Source organism: Firmicutes bacterium HGW-Firmicutes-1, from assembly GCA_002841625.1.
Taxonomy (GTDB): domain Bacteria; phylum Bacillota; class Clostridia; order Lachnospirales; family Vallitaleaceae; genus HGW-1.
In genome coordinates this window covers 1-17,794 of sequence record PHAG01000013.1, presented here as the reverse complement: position 1 = coordinate 17,794, position 17,794 = coordinate 1, and the positions used below count along the sequence as shown (strand labels likewise).

General features: G+C 33.7%; 15 protein-coding genes. 12 read left to right on the top strand and 3 right to left on the bottom strand.

What is annotated here, in order from left to right; translation table 11 throughout:
- Positions 1 to 59: 59 nt before the first annotated feature.
- On the top strand, positions 60 to 1,355 hold the full coding sequence (locus tag CVU84_15085) for a hypothetical protein (protein ID PKM93501.1): 1,296 nt from the start codon (positions 60 to 62) through the stop codon (positions 1,353 to 1,355).
- A gap of 87 nt (positions 1,356 to 1,442) precedes the next feature.
- Here CVU84_15085 and CVU84_15080 read toward each other — a convergent pair whose 3' ends face one another.
- From CVU84_15080 to CVU84_15070, 3 genes are all read right to left on the bottom strand, one after another.
- The gene (locus CVU84_15080; protein PKM93500.1) at positions 1,443 to 2,321 is read right to left on the bottom strand and encodes a hypothetical protein; all 879 of its coding nucleotides are present in this window, start codon (positions 2,319 to 2,321) and stop codon (positions 1,443 to 1,445) included.
- A 7-nt stretch (positions 2,322 to 2,328) separates the two neighbouring features.
- Positions 2,329 to 2,703: a two-component system response regulator gene (locus CVU84_15075; GenBank protein ID PKM93499.1), complete on the bottom strand. Its 375-nt coding sequence runs from the start codon at positions 2,701 to 2,703 to the stop codon at positions 2,329 to 2,331.
- A gap of 125 nt (positions 2,704 to 2,828) precedes the next feature.
- A complete protein-coding gene (locus CVU84_15070; protein ID PKM93498.1) occupies positions 2,829 to 4,073 on the bottom strand; it encodes a hypothetical protein in 1,245 nt (414 codons plus the stop codon).
- A gap of 322 nt (positions 4,074 to 4,395) precedes the next feature.
- Between CVU84_15070 and CVU84_15065 the strand changes: the two genes are divergently transcribed.
- The 11 genes from CVU84_15065 (at position 4,396) to CVU84_15015 (ending at position 17,677) form a co-directional block, all read left to right on the top strand.
- Entirely contained in the window at positions 4,396 to 5,952 is a 1,557-nt protein-coding gene (locus CVU84_15065; GenBank protein ID PKM93497.1) for a hypothetical protein, read from the top strand.
- Between the two features lie 244 nt (positions 5,953 to 6,196).
- The gene (locus CVU84_15060) at positions 6,197 to 6,646 is read left to right on the top strand and encodes a MarR family transcriptional regulator (protein PKM93496.1); all 450 of its coding nucleotides are present in this window, start codon (positions 6,197 to 6,199) and stop codon (positions 6,644 to 6,646) included.
- Positions 6,647 to 6,669: 23 nt separating this feature from the next.
- Complete coding sequence (locus tag CVU84_15055) at positions 6,670 to 8,397, top strand: multidrug ABC transporter ATP-binding protein (protein ID PKM93495.1); 1,728 nt, start codon at positions 6,670 to 6,672, stop codon at positions 8,395 to 8,397.
- Positions 8,394 to 10,286: an ABC transporter gene (locus CVU84_15050; protein PKM93494.1), complete on the top strand. Its 1,893-nt coding sequence runs from the start codon at positions 8,394 to 8,396 to the stop codon at positions 10,284 to 10,286. Before CVU84_15055 ends, CVU84_15050 begins: the two co-directional genes overlap by 4 nt.
- Positions 10,287 to 10,440: 154 nt before the next feature.
- Positions 10,441 to 11,121 carry a DNA-binding response regulator gene (locus tag CVU84_15045; protein ID PKM93493.1) on the top strand — a complete coding sequence of 227 codons (681 nt, stop codon included), beginning with the start codon at positions 10,441 to 10,443 and terminating at the stop codon, positions 11,119 to 11,121.
- 213 nt (positions 11,122 to 11,334) lie between these two features.
- Positions 11,335 to 12,042, top strand: coding sequence for an HAD family hydrolase (locus tag CVU84_15040; protein PKM93492.1), 708 nt, complete (start codon positions 11,335 to 11,337; stop codon positions 12,040 to 12,042).
- 14 nt (positions 12,043 to 12,056) lie between these two features.
- Entirely contained in the window at positions 12,057 to 13,175 is a 1,119-nt protein-coding gene (locus tag CVU84_15035) for a hypothetical protein (GenBank protein PKM93491.1), read from the top strand.
- A 337-nt stretch (positions 13,176 to 13,512) separates the two neighbouring features.
- On the top strand, positions 13,513 to 14,949 hold the full coding sequence (locus tag CVU84_15030; protein ID PKM93490.1) for a proline--tRNA ligase: 1,437 nt from the start codon (positions 13,513 to 13,515) through the stop codon (positions 14,947 to 14,949).
- Positions 14,950 to 15,096: 147 nt separating this feature from the next.
- Complete coding sequence (locus CVU84_15025; GenBank protein PKM93489.1) at positions 15,097 to 15,675, top strand: hypothetical protein; 579 nt, start codon at positions 15,097 to 15,099, stop codon at positions 15,673 to 15,675.
- 238 nt (positions 15,676 to 15,913) lie between these two features.
- The gene (locus tag CVU84_15020; protein PKM93488.1) at positions 15,914 to 16,930 is read left to right on the top strand and encodes a hypothetical protein; all 1,017 of its coding nucleotides are present in this window, start codon (positions 15,914 to 15,916) and stop codon (positions 16,928 to 16,930) included.
- Between the two features lie 27 nt (positions 16,931 to 16,957).
- Positions 16,958 to 17,677 carry a hypothetical protein gene (locus tag CVU84_15015; protein ID PKM93487.1) on the top strand — a complete coding sequence of 240 codons (720 nt, stop codon included), beginning with the start codon at positions 16,958 to 16,960 and terminating at the stop codon, positions 17,675 to 17,677.
- Positions 17,678 to 17,794 lie beyond the last annotated feature (117 nt).

Here is a 17,794-nt window from a genome sequence, read left to right as displayed (position 1 = left end):
AATTCTTGTACTTCTATGTTACAATAGATACACAAATATAACAGACAGGAGCATGTACCATGAAACAAAAAATTAGTTTAGTATTAGCAACCCTTCTTATGTTCGTTTACATAACACCCATTTCAGCTGAAGAAATAACGCCAATGTTAGAATCTGAAGCAGTTATATTAATAGAGGAATCAACTGGAAAGGTATTATATGAAAAAAATTCTGATCAAATAATGTACCCAGCAAGCACATCAAAAGTATTAACAGCATTAATTGCACTAGAAAATGGAGATCCAGATGATATAATTGTTGTAGGAAATGAGGTAAATGCTGTTCCTCTTGATGCTAGTAAAGCAGGACATGTATCAGGGGATAAATTAACTCTTAGACAGCTATTGACTGCGTTAATGTTGCCATCAGGAAATGATTCAGCATATGTTGTAGCATCCTATGTAGTTAAAAAAACGACAGGAAATACAAATATTGATGCTGTTGCAGCGAATAATCAATTTGCAATTATGATGAATGAACGAGCAGCAAAGATCGGCGTGAAGAATGTAAATTTTGCTAATCCAAGCGGATATCATGATGATAATCACTATATTACCGCAAGTGGTTTGGCTTTAATTACACGAGAAGCAATGAAGAATCCAATCTTTTTGGAGATTGTTGGACAATCTGAATATACAATGAAATATGAGGGTAAACCTGAAAGAACGGTAGTATGGAAAAACCGCAATCTTTTACTAAATAAAGGAAACATAAGTACATATTATCAATATGCAACTGGAGTTAAAACTGGAAATACTGATGAAGCCGGTGAATGCTTAGTTGCAACTGCTACAAAGGACAACCTGAAGCTTATTGCAATATTATTGAAAACCCCAGTGGATAAAAGGTGGGGAGAAAGCAAAGCGCTTTTTGAATATGGATTCAAGAATTATTCACTAAATCAATTCCTTGCTGTAAACGAACTTGTTGATATGATACCAGTAGACAAACACTCGCCCAAGGGGCCAGCAGGACTAGAGGTAATTGCAAAAGATAACTATATAGATTTGATTAAAAGAGATGATATTGCTAGAGTTGAAAGAAATATTGTCTGGAATGAAACACTTCTTGAAGCTCCTGTTGAAGCAGGAAAAAATGTTGGAAAAGCGATCTATTCATTAGATGGAACAGTATTAAAAGAGGTAGATTTGGTTGCGAAAAATGCAATTGAGAAACGTACCATCATAGAATTCATTTTTTCGGTAAGTTCTATACCTTATTGGATAGGAACAATTGGAATAGTTGCAGTAATTGGAATCATCATATATATTATTAATAAAAGAAAGAAAAGAAGAGGTTTTCGTATTAAATTTTAAAGGTTAAATTAAGATGAATGAGTAAATAAAATTCAAGCCTATCATTACTTAAATTCAAGTGATGACAGGCTGTTTTTATTATAATATTTATAATCCTAGGACCAAATCAAATTCACCAAAACTTAAATAAAATGGTATGCGATAGAATATTTTATCTGCTTTGAGTGTTGCGTTCTCTTGATTCGTTTGAACAGTTAGATCAAGTTCAACTCCAATATTTGACATATTTACAGTAAAAAGTCCATTGTGTAGATTTAAGAACTCGCCAATGGAATCTTTTGCATAATCATCCATTTCAGTAAAGGCTTCATCGGCATATTTGCCTGCGAAAGCAATTAGTGTTTCTGAATCACCAGCGATAGAAGTAATCATTTCCATTTCTCCAGTAATTTTTTGAGTAAACATAAATGGTGATTGCATACTGGTGATTGTTTGCGCTTCTTCAATTCGAACATCTGAATCAATAAAGCGAATGATATTCTTAAAAATCAAGGATACATATTCGCGGTAAACATGGGCTAACTCCGTATCATCAAAAGATAAGAATGCATTTACTACGATATCAACATTTCCATCCTTTAACGCATCGAATTGTTCATCAGTTAAGCTATGAGCGGCCTTATATTCCAAGAGCTCTTTTTCAAAGGTAGACATAGACATTAAATTTTCATCAATCAGGGCTTGAGCCAAGATTAGGTGTTCTGATTTTTGTTGTTGTAAAATTAAATCAAGTTGTTCTTGAGAAAGGTAGTTTTTTTCAATAGCTAATTCTCCAAAGCGTTTATCCTTCAAAGCTTGGAGCTCATGTATTTCTTGAACCTGTGTTGCGTTCATAAAGCCAGAGTTAATTGCTAAAACGCCTAATTTTAATCGTACTTCTTTTTGATTTTTTAAAACAGAGCTTAAATCTTCTGCAGAAACAAGACCTTTATTTAATATGTAATTACCAAAAAATGCACTAAACATAATGTAATTACTCCTTTCGACCGTAGGTATTTAATAGATTTCTTAATTTGTCTTCTTCACAAGGTTTTTGAAGGAAATCGACGGCACCTACTTCTAGGGCTTTTTTTAAATTGCTTTTAGTTCCAACAGAGGATAACATTACGATTTTGGCAGATGGATCAAGTTCTATTATTTCTGTTACCGCTTGAAGACCATCTTTTTCTGGCATCATAATATCCATAAAGACTAAGTCTGGTGTGTTCTGTTCGTAAGCTTGGACAGCAGTTACTCCGTTATCAGCTTCAAAAACAATACAAGGTTGAATTGTGTTCAAGGATTGTACTAGTTTTTTTCTTACTGTCATGGAGTCGTCGCAAACTAAAATCTTAATTTCGTTTTCCATAATTCATCCCCTTTTCATTTTGAGATATTGATAGGTCTATATGATTACATTCTACATCATGAAATTTAATAAGGCAAGGAAAATGAAATGATTCCCTGCCTTAAATTTATTCTTATTTATTTGGCTTAGCTACTTTTCGAAGTTAGGTTTGAAGGATGAGGTTTGATTGCTGTTTGTAAATTTGCCCAATCCACAGCTGGATATTCATTGTATTTTTGATCTAAACCGCTAATAATTGCTGAGGTTGTAAAAAACAACATACCAGTTTGAGGCAGGAGTAATGTGAAGTCAACAAGTCCGTGACCAATGATAAAGGCTTGGATTGCAGCCAATAATGGAACTATAGTCGAACCCTTTGAATACAGACTCATGATTCCTTTCATCAGGTAGAGCTTCATACTTAAATAGATGCAAAGTCCTGTAAATCCTAGAGTGGTAAGTAAAGTAATCCATATGTTATGACCATGAATCTCTCCAATTTGATTAAAGATACCAAATAAGCCCCAGCCAAGCAAAGGTTTTTGATTTGATAATATCAAACATTGTTGCCATAAACCAGCTCTTGAATTTAGAGAATGATTCATTACAGGAAGGGTAAATGCCATAACAATTACGAGGAAGAAGGTGGTAATTAACACTATTCTAGTTTGTTTGCATTTTGTAAAAATCGCATAGGTTAATATCGCAATTTCAAGACCTATCAAGGAGCCTTTTGAACCAGTTAACAGGGTAGTAATTATGAAAAGTGTTGCGCAGATTGCATAAGCAATACGTTTCTTGTTGCTTAGAAGAGTTTGATATAAGTAATTGAAAAAGTGTTTGTTAGTTGATGCTGTTTTCGGCTCGTCATCATTTTTCTTGTTTGCCGATTTTTGGATAAAGTATATACAGATTAAAAACATACATGCAAACCAATCACCAGCGACATTAGGATTGCCGAAGGTGCTATAGATTCTGTAAGCTGCTTTTGTTGGAATGTAAGTAGGACTCCAAAACAATTCAGATATCCAAGTCATATCAAAGAAGAATGAGGCAATTTTCTCGGAAATACCAATTGCAACCGTAATGAGTGAAAGCAACATCACTTTTAATGCTAACTTTTCAACTTTTGATTCTTCAGTATAATTGTTTTGAAAATAGATACATAACCCTAGATATAAAAGAATGCCAAATGATGCAATAGTTGATATCTTATCTCTATTAAAAAGACCTGATAATAGAGAACTTCCAAAAATTAGAACGATACCAATATTTAAAGGGTTCAGGAATACGAGCATTTTATTTTTATGTACAGCATATAGCATAGCAGCTGCTGGTATAAGTGCAGTAAAAGGGGAAATAAGGGTCATAAAAATTGCAATAGAAATCATTTTAACTCTCCTCTAGCTTTGTAAGCCTTAATGCCAATAAAGACGTAGGCTCTCTATATGATATTATAGTTTAAGCTTATTAATTTTGTCCATTAGTATGTTAATAAAATCCATACACTTCTTATAATACCATAAAACAATGGTATAATGATACATTTTTTTGTAAGAGTCTATTACTTATTTTATTTTTGCCCCATTATAAGGGTTTTTATTTGTATTAATTATTTCCATCTATATGGGAGTGATGACAAAAGTAGAAAAAAGTAGTAAAATAGAATGGTAAGTAAATGATGTTTAAATTCATCCCAAAAAGAGGTGTTATATGTATAAGAGACTCATGATCTTAGCTTTGTTACTGTGTACGATAGCTATATCCTCAATTTTTATTGGAACAACTGTTATAAATCATCAATCTTGGCAGGAAATCATAGATGATTTTTATGGCTCTAAAGTGGATTTAATGGATTATTTTATTGACCAGACTGTGGAGGATATGAATTCAATTATTTATTCAAATGCTGTGTGGACTGATCTTCAAGAAAAAATTGACGAAAAAGATTATGAATGGTTGTATGATAATGCAACGGGATATATTATAGATAATGAAAACTTGGAAATTGACGTTATTTTAGTTACAAGCGAGGATATTACCTTTATAGATAAACATGGAGAGGATGTTCATAGTGCGTTGATGTCAACTGCAGCGTTTAATCAAGCCCTTCAAATGGATACGATGTCTTCGGAAATAATTTGGATCAATCAAATGCCTATGATTATAGTAGCGGCTCCTGTGTTAGATAATAATTTTAATAAACCATCAGGCACGTATATTGTTGGACGTTGGCTAGACAAATCACAACTAAATGACTTAAGTAGCATCCTCGGAAAAGATATTACTTCAGTAATTTCCGTAAACAATAAAAAATATTATGATAGCGTTTCTACAGAAAAATATTCTATTATTAGATTTAGCCATGAAATTGAGTTGGATCATAGTGTAGATTATTTTAATGTTGAATTCAATTCCCCAGTATACCGGAAGGCGTTTGTTGTTACAAAAAATCATATTATGGCAATCATTATGTCAATAGGCGTTATATGTGTCTTTTTAACGCTTCTATATTATAGAAAAATGTCAAGAGCTATAATTAATGTGATTGATGCTGTTAGTAGAATTTCAGAGGGCGAGTATGATGCAAGAGCTGGCGGTACGAATATGGCCGAATTTAATCATCTAGTAGAGGCCGTTAATAAAATGGCTGTAGAGATTACATATAGAATTAAAGAAATTGATAAAAATTATCTTTCCATGATAGAAATAATGGCGAGTGCGGTTGAACTAAATGATGCATATACTTCAGAGCATAATTTAAGAGTTGCACATTTTGCAAGAATGATCGGAGAGTACATTAACTTTGAGCATATTGAAACGCTTGATGTGGCTGCTAGGCTTCATGACATTGGGAAGATTTCTGTGCCTACAGAAATACTTAATAAACCTGGGGTTCTGACGGAAAAAGAATTTGAAGTGATTAAAGAACACCCTGTTGCAGGATATCAAATTATGGATAATATAGACTTTTTCAAGGATGTTAAATATGGGGTATTATATCATCATGAAAGATATGATGGAAAAGGATATCCAGAAGGACTGAAGGGGGATGATATTCCAATCATCGCTCAGATTATCAGTGTTGCGGATGTGTTTGATGCCTTAGTTACGGATAGACCTTATCGCAAAGCCTTTAGTGTTAATAAGGCGCTTGAAATAATGGTTGAGAATTCGGGGACAATGTTTAATCCGATGTTGGTTAGTGCGTTTATTAATCAGTATAAGGTTGAGATGAAGATTGTTGGGGAAAGTGTGGCTGGTAGTTAAAATTAAAAAATGCAAATTATATTTTTGACAAATTAAATGATCAAATAAAAAAGTTGAATAAAAAAGTTGAATAAATCAAGGGGGGTGTCATAGGGCATCCCTTTTGGTTGTCGACAAAGAGGAACTAGAACACGGGTATTTAAATTTAATTTCATATTGACATTGAATTATTAAAATGATAATATATAAAAACAGTTAGACGGCTAACTAAAATGTGTTGGCACTTTTTTAAGGAGGTAGTGGGATGAAATGTTTTGAGTCTGATTCTGTGCATGCGTTGTTTGGGCAAGTGATTAGGGCGCATTTTCAATTAAGTCATGCATTATTAGAAAAATTAGGGGTATATCCAGGTCAACCACCTTTGTTGTTTGCTTTGAGAAATCAGGAGGGGCTTAGTCAGAAGGAACTAGCTAGTAAGTTAAATATTAAGCCGGCAACGATGACAGTTATGTTAAAGCGTATGGAAAATGCTAAGCTCATAGAGCGAATTCACGATAAAACCGATCAACGAATAACGAGAGTATATTTAACGGATGAAGGTAGGGTGTTACAAGAGGAAGCCCATGAAGTAATGAAGGTAATACATCGTGAGTGCTTTCAAAACTTTTCTCAAGAGGAAGAAGAATTCTTGAAAAAAATGTTTGTGAAAATGCGTGAAAACCTAATTCATGCAAGTGATAAAAATAAAGATTAGACTATAGATAGGAGATGATTATTTTGTTGAAATTATTTAAGTATCTGAAGCCCTTTAAGCTTTCGGTAATCATTGTATTCATTCTTACTTTTCTTAAAACCTTATCAGATCTTTATTTGCCCAATTTAATGGCGGATATAGTTGATGTAGGGATTGTGAAGGGTGATAGTAAGTATATTTTTCAAGTAGGTGGATGGATGCTCTTAATTGCCGCACTTGGAACAGTAGCGGTGATTTATTCTAGTTATTTATCAGCAAAGATTGCAGCTGCTTTTAGTCGAGATCTACGAAGTGCAGTATTTACACGTGTTGAAAGTTTTTCTCTTCATGAGTTTGATAAGCTCGGTACATCTACACTTATTACACGTACTACAAACGATATTAATCAAGTTCAACAAGTGCTGATCATGATATTAAGAATGATGATAAGTGCACCAATTATGTGTGTTGGGGGCATTATTATGGCCGCTTCCAAGGATGTTGAACTTTCTTTGGTCTTAGTTTTGGTGATACCTGTACTGACTATTTGCATGCTATTCGTAGCAAAAAAGGCTCTGCCATTGTTTAAATCCATGCAGGTTAAATTGGATGCCTTAAACCTTGTTTTGAGAGAAGGTTTAATAGGTATTAGAGTCATTAGAGCCTTTAACCGTGTAGAATTTGAAGATAAGAGATTCAATACGGCAAGTCGTGACTTAGTTGATACTTCTATAAAAGTAAATAAAATTATGGCAATATTAATGCCTATGATGGTTTTGGTAATTAATATAACTACTTTGGCAATTATATGGTTTGGTAGTCTGCGAATAGATAGTGGGAATATGGAGATTGGTGACATGATGGCATTTACCCAATATTTGATGCAAATTATGTTCTCAATTATGATTTTTGCTATGATGTTTATCATGATACCGAGGGCGTCAGCGTCAGCGATTCGAATTAATGAAGTTTTAGATACGATACCGGAGATTGTTGATCCGGAAAATCCAGCCAATGAAGTCAATATAAAAGGATACATTGAATTTAAAAATGTTACTTTTAGCTATCATGGAGCAGAACAAGCAGCGATTAGCAATATATCTTTTAAAGCATGTCCTTCTGAAATAACTGCAATTATTGGAGGCACAGGCTCAGGAAAGTCTACATTAATTAATATGATACCTCGCTTTTATGATGTCGATAGTGGACAAATACTTGTGGACGATGTAGATGTTAAAAATATCACACAAGAAGTTTTAAGAAATAAGATCGGGTTTGTTCCGCAAAAAACAATCCTTTTCAATGGGACGATTGCTGATAATATTAGAGCCGGAAAAGAATCGGCAACTATAGAAGAAGTTATGAAGGCAGCAAATAGTGCGCGAGCAACTGAATTTATCAATGATATGGAAGAAGGTTTTGAAAGTATCATTTCTCAAGGTGGAACGAATATATCTGGAGGGCAAAAACAAAGATTATCAATAGCTAGAGCTTTAGTAAAAGATGCAGAAATCTATATTTTTGATGATAGTTTTTCAGCCTTAGATTTTAAAACAGAAGCAAAGATAAGAGAAGAGTTAAAAAAGGAAACAGTCAATGCTACTGTACTTATCGTAGCTCAAAGAGTAAGTACTATAATGGATGCAGATCGCATTGTTGTTCTTGAGGATGGTTGTGTAGTAGGGATCGGTAAACATAAAGAGCTTTTGAAAACTTGTGAGGTCTATAGAGAAATTGTAGCTTCTCAGATGTCAGAGGAGGAATTGGCATGAGTCAAGAGGAAAGAAAAGAAAGTAAAAGCATGAGTGGACGTGGCCCAAGAGGAGGCTTCGGAGGTGGACCAGGATTTGGTATGCCTACGGAAAAAGCAAGCAATTTTAAAGGTTCTTTAAAAAGACTAATTAGATATTTAAGTGTATATAAAATCAAGCTTATTTTAATCGTAATAACTGCTATATTAAGTACCGTTTTTAGTATTGTGGGTCCTAAAATATTGGGGAAGGCAATAACTAGAATTTATGAAGGTGTCATGATGAAGCTTAAAGGTGTACCAAATGCAAAAATTGATTTCGATTATGTTTTGTATATTCTTTTCATTCTAGTTGGACTCTATATAATTAGTGCCCTATTTAGTTATATTCAGCAATTTATTATGGCTTCAGTAGCTCAAGAAACAGTTTTCGATATGCGAAAGGATGTCAGTAATAAGCTGAACAAATTACCGTTAAAGTATTTTGATTCTAAAACTCACGGGGAGATATTAAGTCGAGTTACAAATGATATTGATACTATTAGCACCACACTTCAACAGAGCTTAACTCAAATCATTACTTCTCTCGTGCAATTAATTGGGTTTATTATTATGATGTTGACAATTAGTCCTTTTATGACGTTATTATTAATTTTAACATTACCATTGTATATGATTATAACAAAATCCATAGCAAAGCGCTCTCAACAACATTTTGCAGCGCAACAAAAGGTGCTTGGACAAATGAATGGCCACGTTGAAGAAATGTTTACGGGACATATCATCGTAAAAGCTTTTGGAAATGAGAGAAAATCTGTTGAGAAGTTCGAACAGCTTAACTCAAAGTTATATGATGCTGGATTTAAAGCGCAATTTATATCAGGGATCATCATGCCTTTAATGATGTTTATTAACAACATAGGTTATGTAATTGTCTGTGTTGTGGGAGGACTGCTAGTTACAAAGGGACGTATTTCAATAGGTGATATTCAAGCATTTATTACCTATTCAAAACAGTTTACGCACCCTATCGTACAAACGGCTAACATTGCTAACATACTTCAATCAACAATCGCAGCGTCTGAACGTGTTTTTGAGGTGATTGATGAGGAGGAAGAATCGGCGGATGAAGCAGACTCTATAGTTATTCCATTGCCTAAAGGCGCAGTTGCCTTTAAGGGAGTTAAGTTTGGGTATTCAAATGAAGCAATACTCATTGAAAATATGAACATTGATATAAAAGTTGGTCAGACGATAGCTATAGTAGGGCCAACTGGAGCAGGGAAAACTACACTGGTTAATCTGCTCATGCGATTTTATGAAATTCAAGATGGAAAAATCACAGTGGATGGTATAGATATTAGGGATATGAAGCGTGGCGATTTAAGGAAAATGTTTGGGATGGTACTACAGGATACTTGGCTATTTAACGGAACCATTGGAGATAATATTGCATATGGAAGAGAAGGAGCGACAAAAGAAGACGTTGTTGCTGCTGCTAAAGCTGCACATGCAGACCATTTTATTAGAACCTTGCCCGAAGGCTATGACACGATATTAAATGAGGAAGCCTCAAATATTTCAGGGGGACAAAAGCAACTTTTAACCATTGCCAGAGCGATTCTTGCAAATCCCACAATACTTATTTTAGATGAAGCAACAAGTAGTGTTGATACAAGAACAGAAATTCAAATACAAAAAGCGATGACCAAGCTAATGAAGGGAAGAACCAGTTTTGTAATAGCTCATCGACTTTCAACAATTCGTGACGCTGACTTAATTCTTGTAATGAAAGAAGGGAGTGTAGTAGAAAAAGGAAATCATGAAGAGCTATTGCTTCAAAAGGGCTTTTATTCGGAGTTATACCATAGTCAATTTACGAGTAATCAACTAGTAAATCAAAGCATATGATGCAATAGAATTACTATAAACCGTGAATTTCCACAAAACACCTTAAAGATTCTGAAAAAGGAGTTTTTTAAAAGAAGAAGTTGAAATTTGTTGCCAAATAAGATATATTAATATTATGGGCTATTTATTACATCTTGCTAAGGGGGGATGCTTTTTGTGGAAAAAGGTTTTGATCGTTGAAGATGACGATGTGATGAGAGCAGTCATTTGTCATGCCTATAAAGACAAAGGGTTTCAAGTACTAGAAGCAGTTGACGGAGAAGAGGCTATAGAGGTTTTTAGTGAATGCGAAAAAGAAATTGATTTGATTATCCTTGATGTTATGATGCCAAAGTTGGATGGGTGGTCAGTATGTAGACGAATTAGAGACCATTCGGAGGTAGCCATTATTATGCTTACTTCCAGACAGGATGACTCTGACAAGCTATTAGGATATGAGCTTGGAGTAGATGAATATGTAACAAAACCTATTAATACTAAGGTGTTGCTAGCAAAAAGCGAGAGAATGTTAGAACGAATTACGAGTGGGACTTTTGGTAAAAAGAATGTTCTTGAATTTGATGGAATTGAAATTAACAAGGATGCCTATACTGTTAAGATTGATGGTATGGAGGTGGAATTTGCGCCAAAAGAATATGAACTGTTATTATATTTATTCGAAAATCAAGGAAGAGTGTTATCAAGAGAAAAGATATTAGATACAATATGGGGCTATGACTATTTTGGTGATGATCGGGTTGTAGATACTCATATTAAAAAGATTAGAAAAAAAATGGGCGATAAGGCAGAATATATTCAAACGGTAGTTAGAGCTGGATATAAGTTTGACAGATAATAAGTCACTTTATTGAATACAGACACAGGGGTGGAGTTTCGACATCTGATATGCAGTAACCTTAATACTAGACATGAACGATTCGCTAGTGGTAAGGCTACTGTTTACTAGGTGTAGTCCATCCTTTTGTTTTTCTTATGAATAAAAACATTGATATTAAATAGAAATAAGAGTAAAATTAACTTGATTAAGCTTTTTAAAGGAGGTCTATTCATGTATAAGAATTATTACTTTGATTTATATGGAACACTTATGTCAGTAGAAACGAACGAAGAAACAGATATGGTATGGGAAAAAATGGCGTTGTATTATGGTTACTATGGTGCTAATTATGATGCATATGAGCTTCAAAGCAAATATCAAAAAGCAACTACCAAGCTATTAAATTCAAATCAGGTGAGCCACCCAGAGATTGATATACAAGATGTCTTCTATAAGCTCTTCAAAGATAAAGATATTAAACTAAAAAAGAAAATGGCCAAGGATGCAGCTAGAGTATTTAGAATGTTAACAACGAATTCTTTAGAGGTTTATGAAGGTGTTATTGACATGCTTATGGCTTTGAAAAATCAGAAACGAAATGTATTTTTATTGGCGAATGCTCAAAATGCTTATGCGCTATACGAGCTTAGAAAAGGTGGAATCAGAAAGTATTTTGATGAGTTCTTCTTCTCTTCAGATTTTGGTATGTTAAAGCCTGAAACAAGTTTTTTTGAAGCTGCCTTTGCAAAAGAGGATATCAAGAAAAAAGATTCTATCATTATTAGTGCCGACTACACAAGAGATATCGTAGGTGCTAAGGCTTTTGGAGTTGATACACTTTATATTAATGCCGATGGAGAACACCATGATTCAGCAACTTGTACTTATGAAGTGAAGGGCAGAGATTATGCTAAAATTATTAATTTAATCGTTAAATAGGTCAAGGAGAAGTTATGGAAAACAATATACTGACAGAACATAAACAAATAGATATTGCTAAAATAAAAAGCAATTTAATTGAAGGTCTTAAAATTGGATTATTTGCTTTTGTGATTTGCTATCTAATATCTTTTGTACTTGCAATAGTACTTAATTTTACGGCAATGGGCTTTGTAAAGGATACAATGGTTGGTGCAATGGGGGGTAGTGGATCAGGTGGGTTTGGAACCATTGTTAAGTTAACTTCAATTCTTATGAGTGCATCCGTTTTTAACAGCCATGGAGCAATCAGAATAGGAATCATATTATTTGCAATCATACCTTTTGCTGCACTTTTTGCGATAGGTAATAAAGATAGGATAAAAGGTGGATTTCATCCATGGAATTTATTGTTATATCTGATTACTAGCGTAGTGTTTTCCTTAGCATTAATGCTACTTCAACTGGTTACTAGAGGCGATTTTCTAGATATTGATATAAATTTTGTATCTTTTTTAAATGTTATCACTACAATTTTTGTCATACTACTTATCCAATTAATCATTGGATTGAATTATAATAGAAAAGCGAAGAGTTGCATAAGAGCAACAAGGGTATTGTTTAGACTGATATTAGGTTTAGGAGCGATATTTGCTTTGGTTGATTTGATAAAGTCAGTACTGCACCTTAAACTTTTTCTTTTAGGAAAAATTGGCATAATTTTAGCAATGCTACCAAACTTCACGGTATATAAAAGCTTTTTATTTATGGGAAATAATATAGAAACGAGTGAATCTTTTGCAAAACTAATGGATAAAGCAGGAAGCTTGAAGATATCCTTCGATGGATTAAGCCTTCCTATGAGCATAGCAGCAATCATTACTTGGATATTATTAGTAGTATTCTCTTTGTTATATATCAATAAGAACAAGTATTGGAAAGAAATGTGCTTGTTTGCGCTGATTTTTTCATCTATGTCAACCTTCCTAGCATTTTGTACATCTACAAATTTAGGTAAAGTGATTTTAATTGGTGAAATATCAATCGGTGTTAATGTTCTGCAAGCATTTTTTGTGCCATTGGTATCGATACTTGCATTAGGGCTAATGGTGTGGATTATTAGAAAAATGATTTATATCATAAGAGAAATTTAGTGTAAATGTGTACGGTTCAATACCTTGACAAAGTCAGGTAACTATATTAAACTACAAGTATTAAATGAATAATTAAGTTGCGATGATGAGAAATAGTAAATAAGTTTAGTTATCCTAGAGAAGAAATCCAAGGCTGTAAGATTTCTATAAAGAGCTTGTTGAACCTATCTTTGAGCTTTATATGAAAATATAACGTTACTTCACGTTACGAAGCTTCAAGATAACAATGTACTATATTGTTAAATTAGGGTGGTACCACGACATACTTCGTCCCTTGGGGATGAGGTATTTTTTGTTTTCTAAAAAACAAATAAATTGAACTAAAGGAGTGTTAGAAATGGCAAACGAGAAAAAATTAGTTGAAGCAATAACATCTATGGATCAGGATTTTGCACAATGGTATACGGATGTAGTAAAAAAAGCAGAGTTAATCGACTATTCAAGCGTTAGAGGGTGTATGATTATCAAACCTTATGGCTATGCTATCTGGGAGCTCATACAAAAACAGCTTGATCAAAGATTTAAAGATACAGGGCATGAAAATGTTTATATGCCAATGTTTATTCCGGAGAGTCTACTTCAAAAGGAAAAAGATCATGTTGAGGGCTTTGCACCTGAGGTAGCATGGGTTACTCATGGCGGAACAGATAAATTAACAGAGAGATTATGTATTAGACCTACATCAGAAACTTTATTCTGTGATCATTATGCGAATATCATTCAATCCTATAGAGATTTACCAAAGCTTTATAATCAATGGTGTTCAGTTGTAAGATGGGAAAAAACAACTAGACCATTCCTTCGTTCTTTAGAGTTTTTATGGCAAGAAGGACATACTGCACATGCAACAGCTGAAGAGGCTGAAGAAGAAACAATTAAAATGTTAAATGTTTATGCAGAGTTCTGCGAAAATGTATTGGCTATTCCAATGGTTAAAGGCCAAAAAACTGAGAAGGAAAAATTTGCTGGCGCAAAGGCAACTTATACAATAGAAAGCTTGATGCATGATGGCAAAGCACTTCAATCAGGAACATCACATAACTTTGGTGATGGATTTGCTAAAGCCTTTGGTATTCAATATACAGATAAAGAAAATAAGTTAAAGCATGTTCATCAAACCTCTTGGGGTATGACAACAAGATTAATTGGAGCGGTAATCATGGTTCACGGCGATGATTCAGGCCTAGTATTACCACCATCAATTGCTCCAATTGAAGTTATTATAGTACCGATTATGCAGAAAAAAGAAGGCGTTCTTGAAAAAGCTGCAGAGTTAAAAGCAACACTTAGTAAATTTGCAAGAGTCAAAATAGATGATTCTGACAAGAGCCCAGGTTGGAAATTTGCAGAGTATGAAATGAAAGGTGTTCCAGTAAGAGTTGAAATTGGACCAAAAGACATTGAAAACAACCAAGCGGTTCTTGTAAGAAGAGATACAAGAGAAAAAACAATCGTTCCATTAGATCAGCTTGAGAACGAAGTAAAATTACTACTTGAAAAAATGCAAACAGGTTTATTAAGTAAAGCGCTTACTCATAGAAACGAACACACCTACAAAGCAACAAGTATGGATGAATTCACTAAAATTGTTGATGAAACTCCTGGTTTTATTAAGGCTATGTGGTGCGGTGACCTAGCTTGCGAAAATGCCATTAAAGAACAAACAGGTGCAACGGCTAGATGTATGCCATTTGAGCAAGAAAAAATTGGAAGTACTTGTGTTTGCTGTGGGGAACCAGCAGAAAAGCTGGTTTATTGGGGCCGTGCTTATTAGAGGTTATTCATTAAAATATTTAACTAAGTGGGGGAACTAATTTCAACAAAGATTGCATTCGGTTGCGAAACCGTAGCGAATGCGGAAGTTTTGTAACATTAAATCCAATAAAAAAGCCATCAAAAAGATTTAGAAGGAGGAAGAAGTATGGAGAATCAATTAAGTCAAGAAAAGTATTTAATTAGAAGAAAAGTTTTTACATTTGCAGGAGCAAAATTTCATGTCTATGATACAAATGGTCAACTCGTATTATTTTCAAAGTTGAAAGCCTTTAAGCTTAAAGAAGACATTAGACTATACACAGGTGAAGATATGACAACACAGTTGCTGAACATTCAAGCACGTAAGGTCATAGATTTTTCTGGAACGTACGATGTGACAGATACTATAACAGGTGATAAAGTAGGCGCATTAAGAAGACGTGGATTAAAATCAATGCTTAAGGATGAATGGGTAATATTAGACCCCAATGATGTTGAAATTGGAAAAATCATGGAAGACAAGATGTTGCTTGCAGTACTACGACGTCTTTTAACAAGCTTGATTCCACAAAGCTATGACATTTTTATTGGGAGTACACTTGTAAGTGAGTTTAAACAAAATTTCAATCCATTTGTTATAAAGTTAAACTTAGATTTTTCAAAGGATAACGGCCAGTTATTCGATAAAAGATTAGGATTAGCAGCAGGAATATTGCTGTGTGCGATAGATGGAAAACAAGGGTAAAGGGCAAGGGTAAAGGGGACAGGTACTTTTGCCTTGCTCTTTGCTTGTTATGGGAAATAGGTGTAAAAGGTAGAATATAATAATGATATATGCTACAAGAAAGGTCAGACTATTATGAAGTAATTCATAGTCTGACCTTTTATTATTAGAAAGTTAATCGCTAGGAAGGAGATTTTAATATTGGAAAAATTTTATTGTACGTAAAGAAACCTCAAACATAAAAAAGGGAGCGATCAGGTTGGCAAATATAATGATAACAAAGATGTGTAATCTTAAATGTCCATATTGTTTTGCAAATGAATTTGTAAATAAAAACAATGTAAATATGACGATGGATGATTACATAAAGGCAATCGATTTTATTATGACAGAACAAGGAGCAGGGATTGGAATCATCGGAGGAGAGCCAACAATGCATCCTGAGTTTAAGGAAATGCTAGAGATATTAATACATGATAATAGAGTAAATCAAGTAACTATATTTACAAATGGAATTAATATAGACAAGTTTGTTGAACAACTAGTACATCCCAAATTTGCCTTATTGATTAACTGCAATAGCCCAATAGATACGGGAGAAGCAGCCTATAACAAGCTAGTCAAAAATCTTGATCTATTTGTTAACAAGTATTATATGAGGGATAGAATAACTCTAGGAATTAATATGTATAAACCTGATTTTGATTATGATTACATATTAGAATTATTGAAAGTATTTGGGTTTAAATATTTAAGGACAGCCATTTCTGTCCCAAACACAGAGGATCTAAAAAACACGGATGCGATTACATATTTTAAAGAAATGAAACCTTATGTGCTTAGTTTTTACTATAAGGTATTAGAAAATAATATAGTGCCGTTTTATGATTGCAATATGATGCCTTCATGTATACTGACGAATAAAGAAAAGGACAAGCTCTACTACTTAATAGAGAATACGGAGATAGAAGATCGAAATCTACTTTGTAATATGACCAACTGTGAACCTGTTATTGATATATTGCCAGATTTAAATGCTATTAGATGCTTCGCATTGTCGGATAATGCAAAAGTTAGGATTGAGGAATTTGAAAATATATTTGAATTAAAAGCTTATTTTAATAACATGTTTGACTGTTTTGGATATAACGTGCTCTCGTCTTCGGAATGTAAAGATTGTAATAAACGTAAGGTAATGCAATGTTCTGGAGGATGTTATGCATTCAAAATAAATAAAATAATTGAAGCACAAAACTTAGTAAGTCAAATAAGTTAGTAATTACAATCAGGAGGAGAAAAAATAATGGCTAGTATGTTTTTTTATAAGAATACACCTTATCTGCCTATAAATGAAATATCAATCATAGGCGCATTTAATAAATTTGATCCTAAAGCCACACCATTAAGAAAAGAAAAAGACGGTTGGTATGTGGAGATAGATTTAGCAAAAGGGGAGCATCAGTATAAGTTTGTAATAAATAATGTGTTGAGATTAAATGATCCGACGGCCTCACGTTATTTACCAGACGAAATAGGTGAAGTGTGGTCTATGGCAGATGTAAATTCAAAGAGAGAACTAATTACAAGCGAAGCAAAAGAGCCTTTCTATCTAATGAATCATGTTATAACAAATAGAAAAGTAGATTTCATAGAAGAAGCTAGATACAAAAACAATTTAAGTCTAAGTATGGACAAAACAGTGTTTGCAGGGTTTGAATTTGGTGCTATTACGGGAATTCATACCATAACAGCAATATGGTTTACGCCACAACTATTTATGCATCACATCGCTGATCATGTGATTGAAGTAATGGAGGGTGATGAGAACAATGCTGCAGAAGTATGGTTTTGGATAGATCTTGAAGATAAAACACGAGAATATCCTCATGGGATATGGTATGTAAAGCTTCTTGCTGATGGAGAGTTTGTAATGGAAGATAAATTCAGCATTGGAACAGGTGGTACATATGTAGCAACCAATAAAGGGATTCTTGTAAATAGAAGTTTTGATAATAGTAATTAAAGAAATAAAAGTATATTCAATTCTAGTGAATGATTATTTTACGATTGAAACTTTTGTCCCATAATAATAATTTGTTTCTATTAGGAACAATAAATTATGCAATCTAGGGTAGACAAA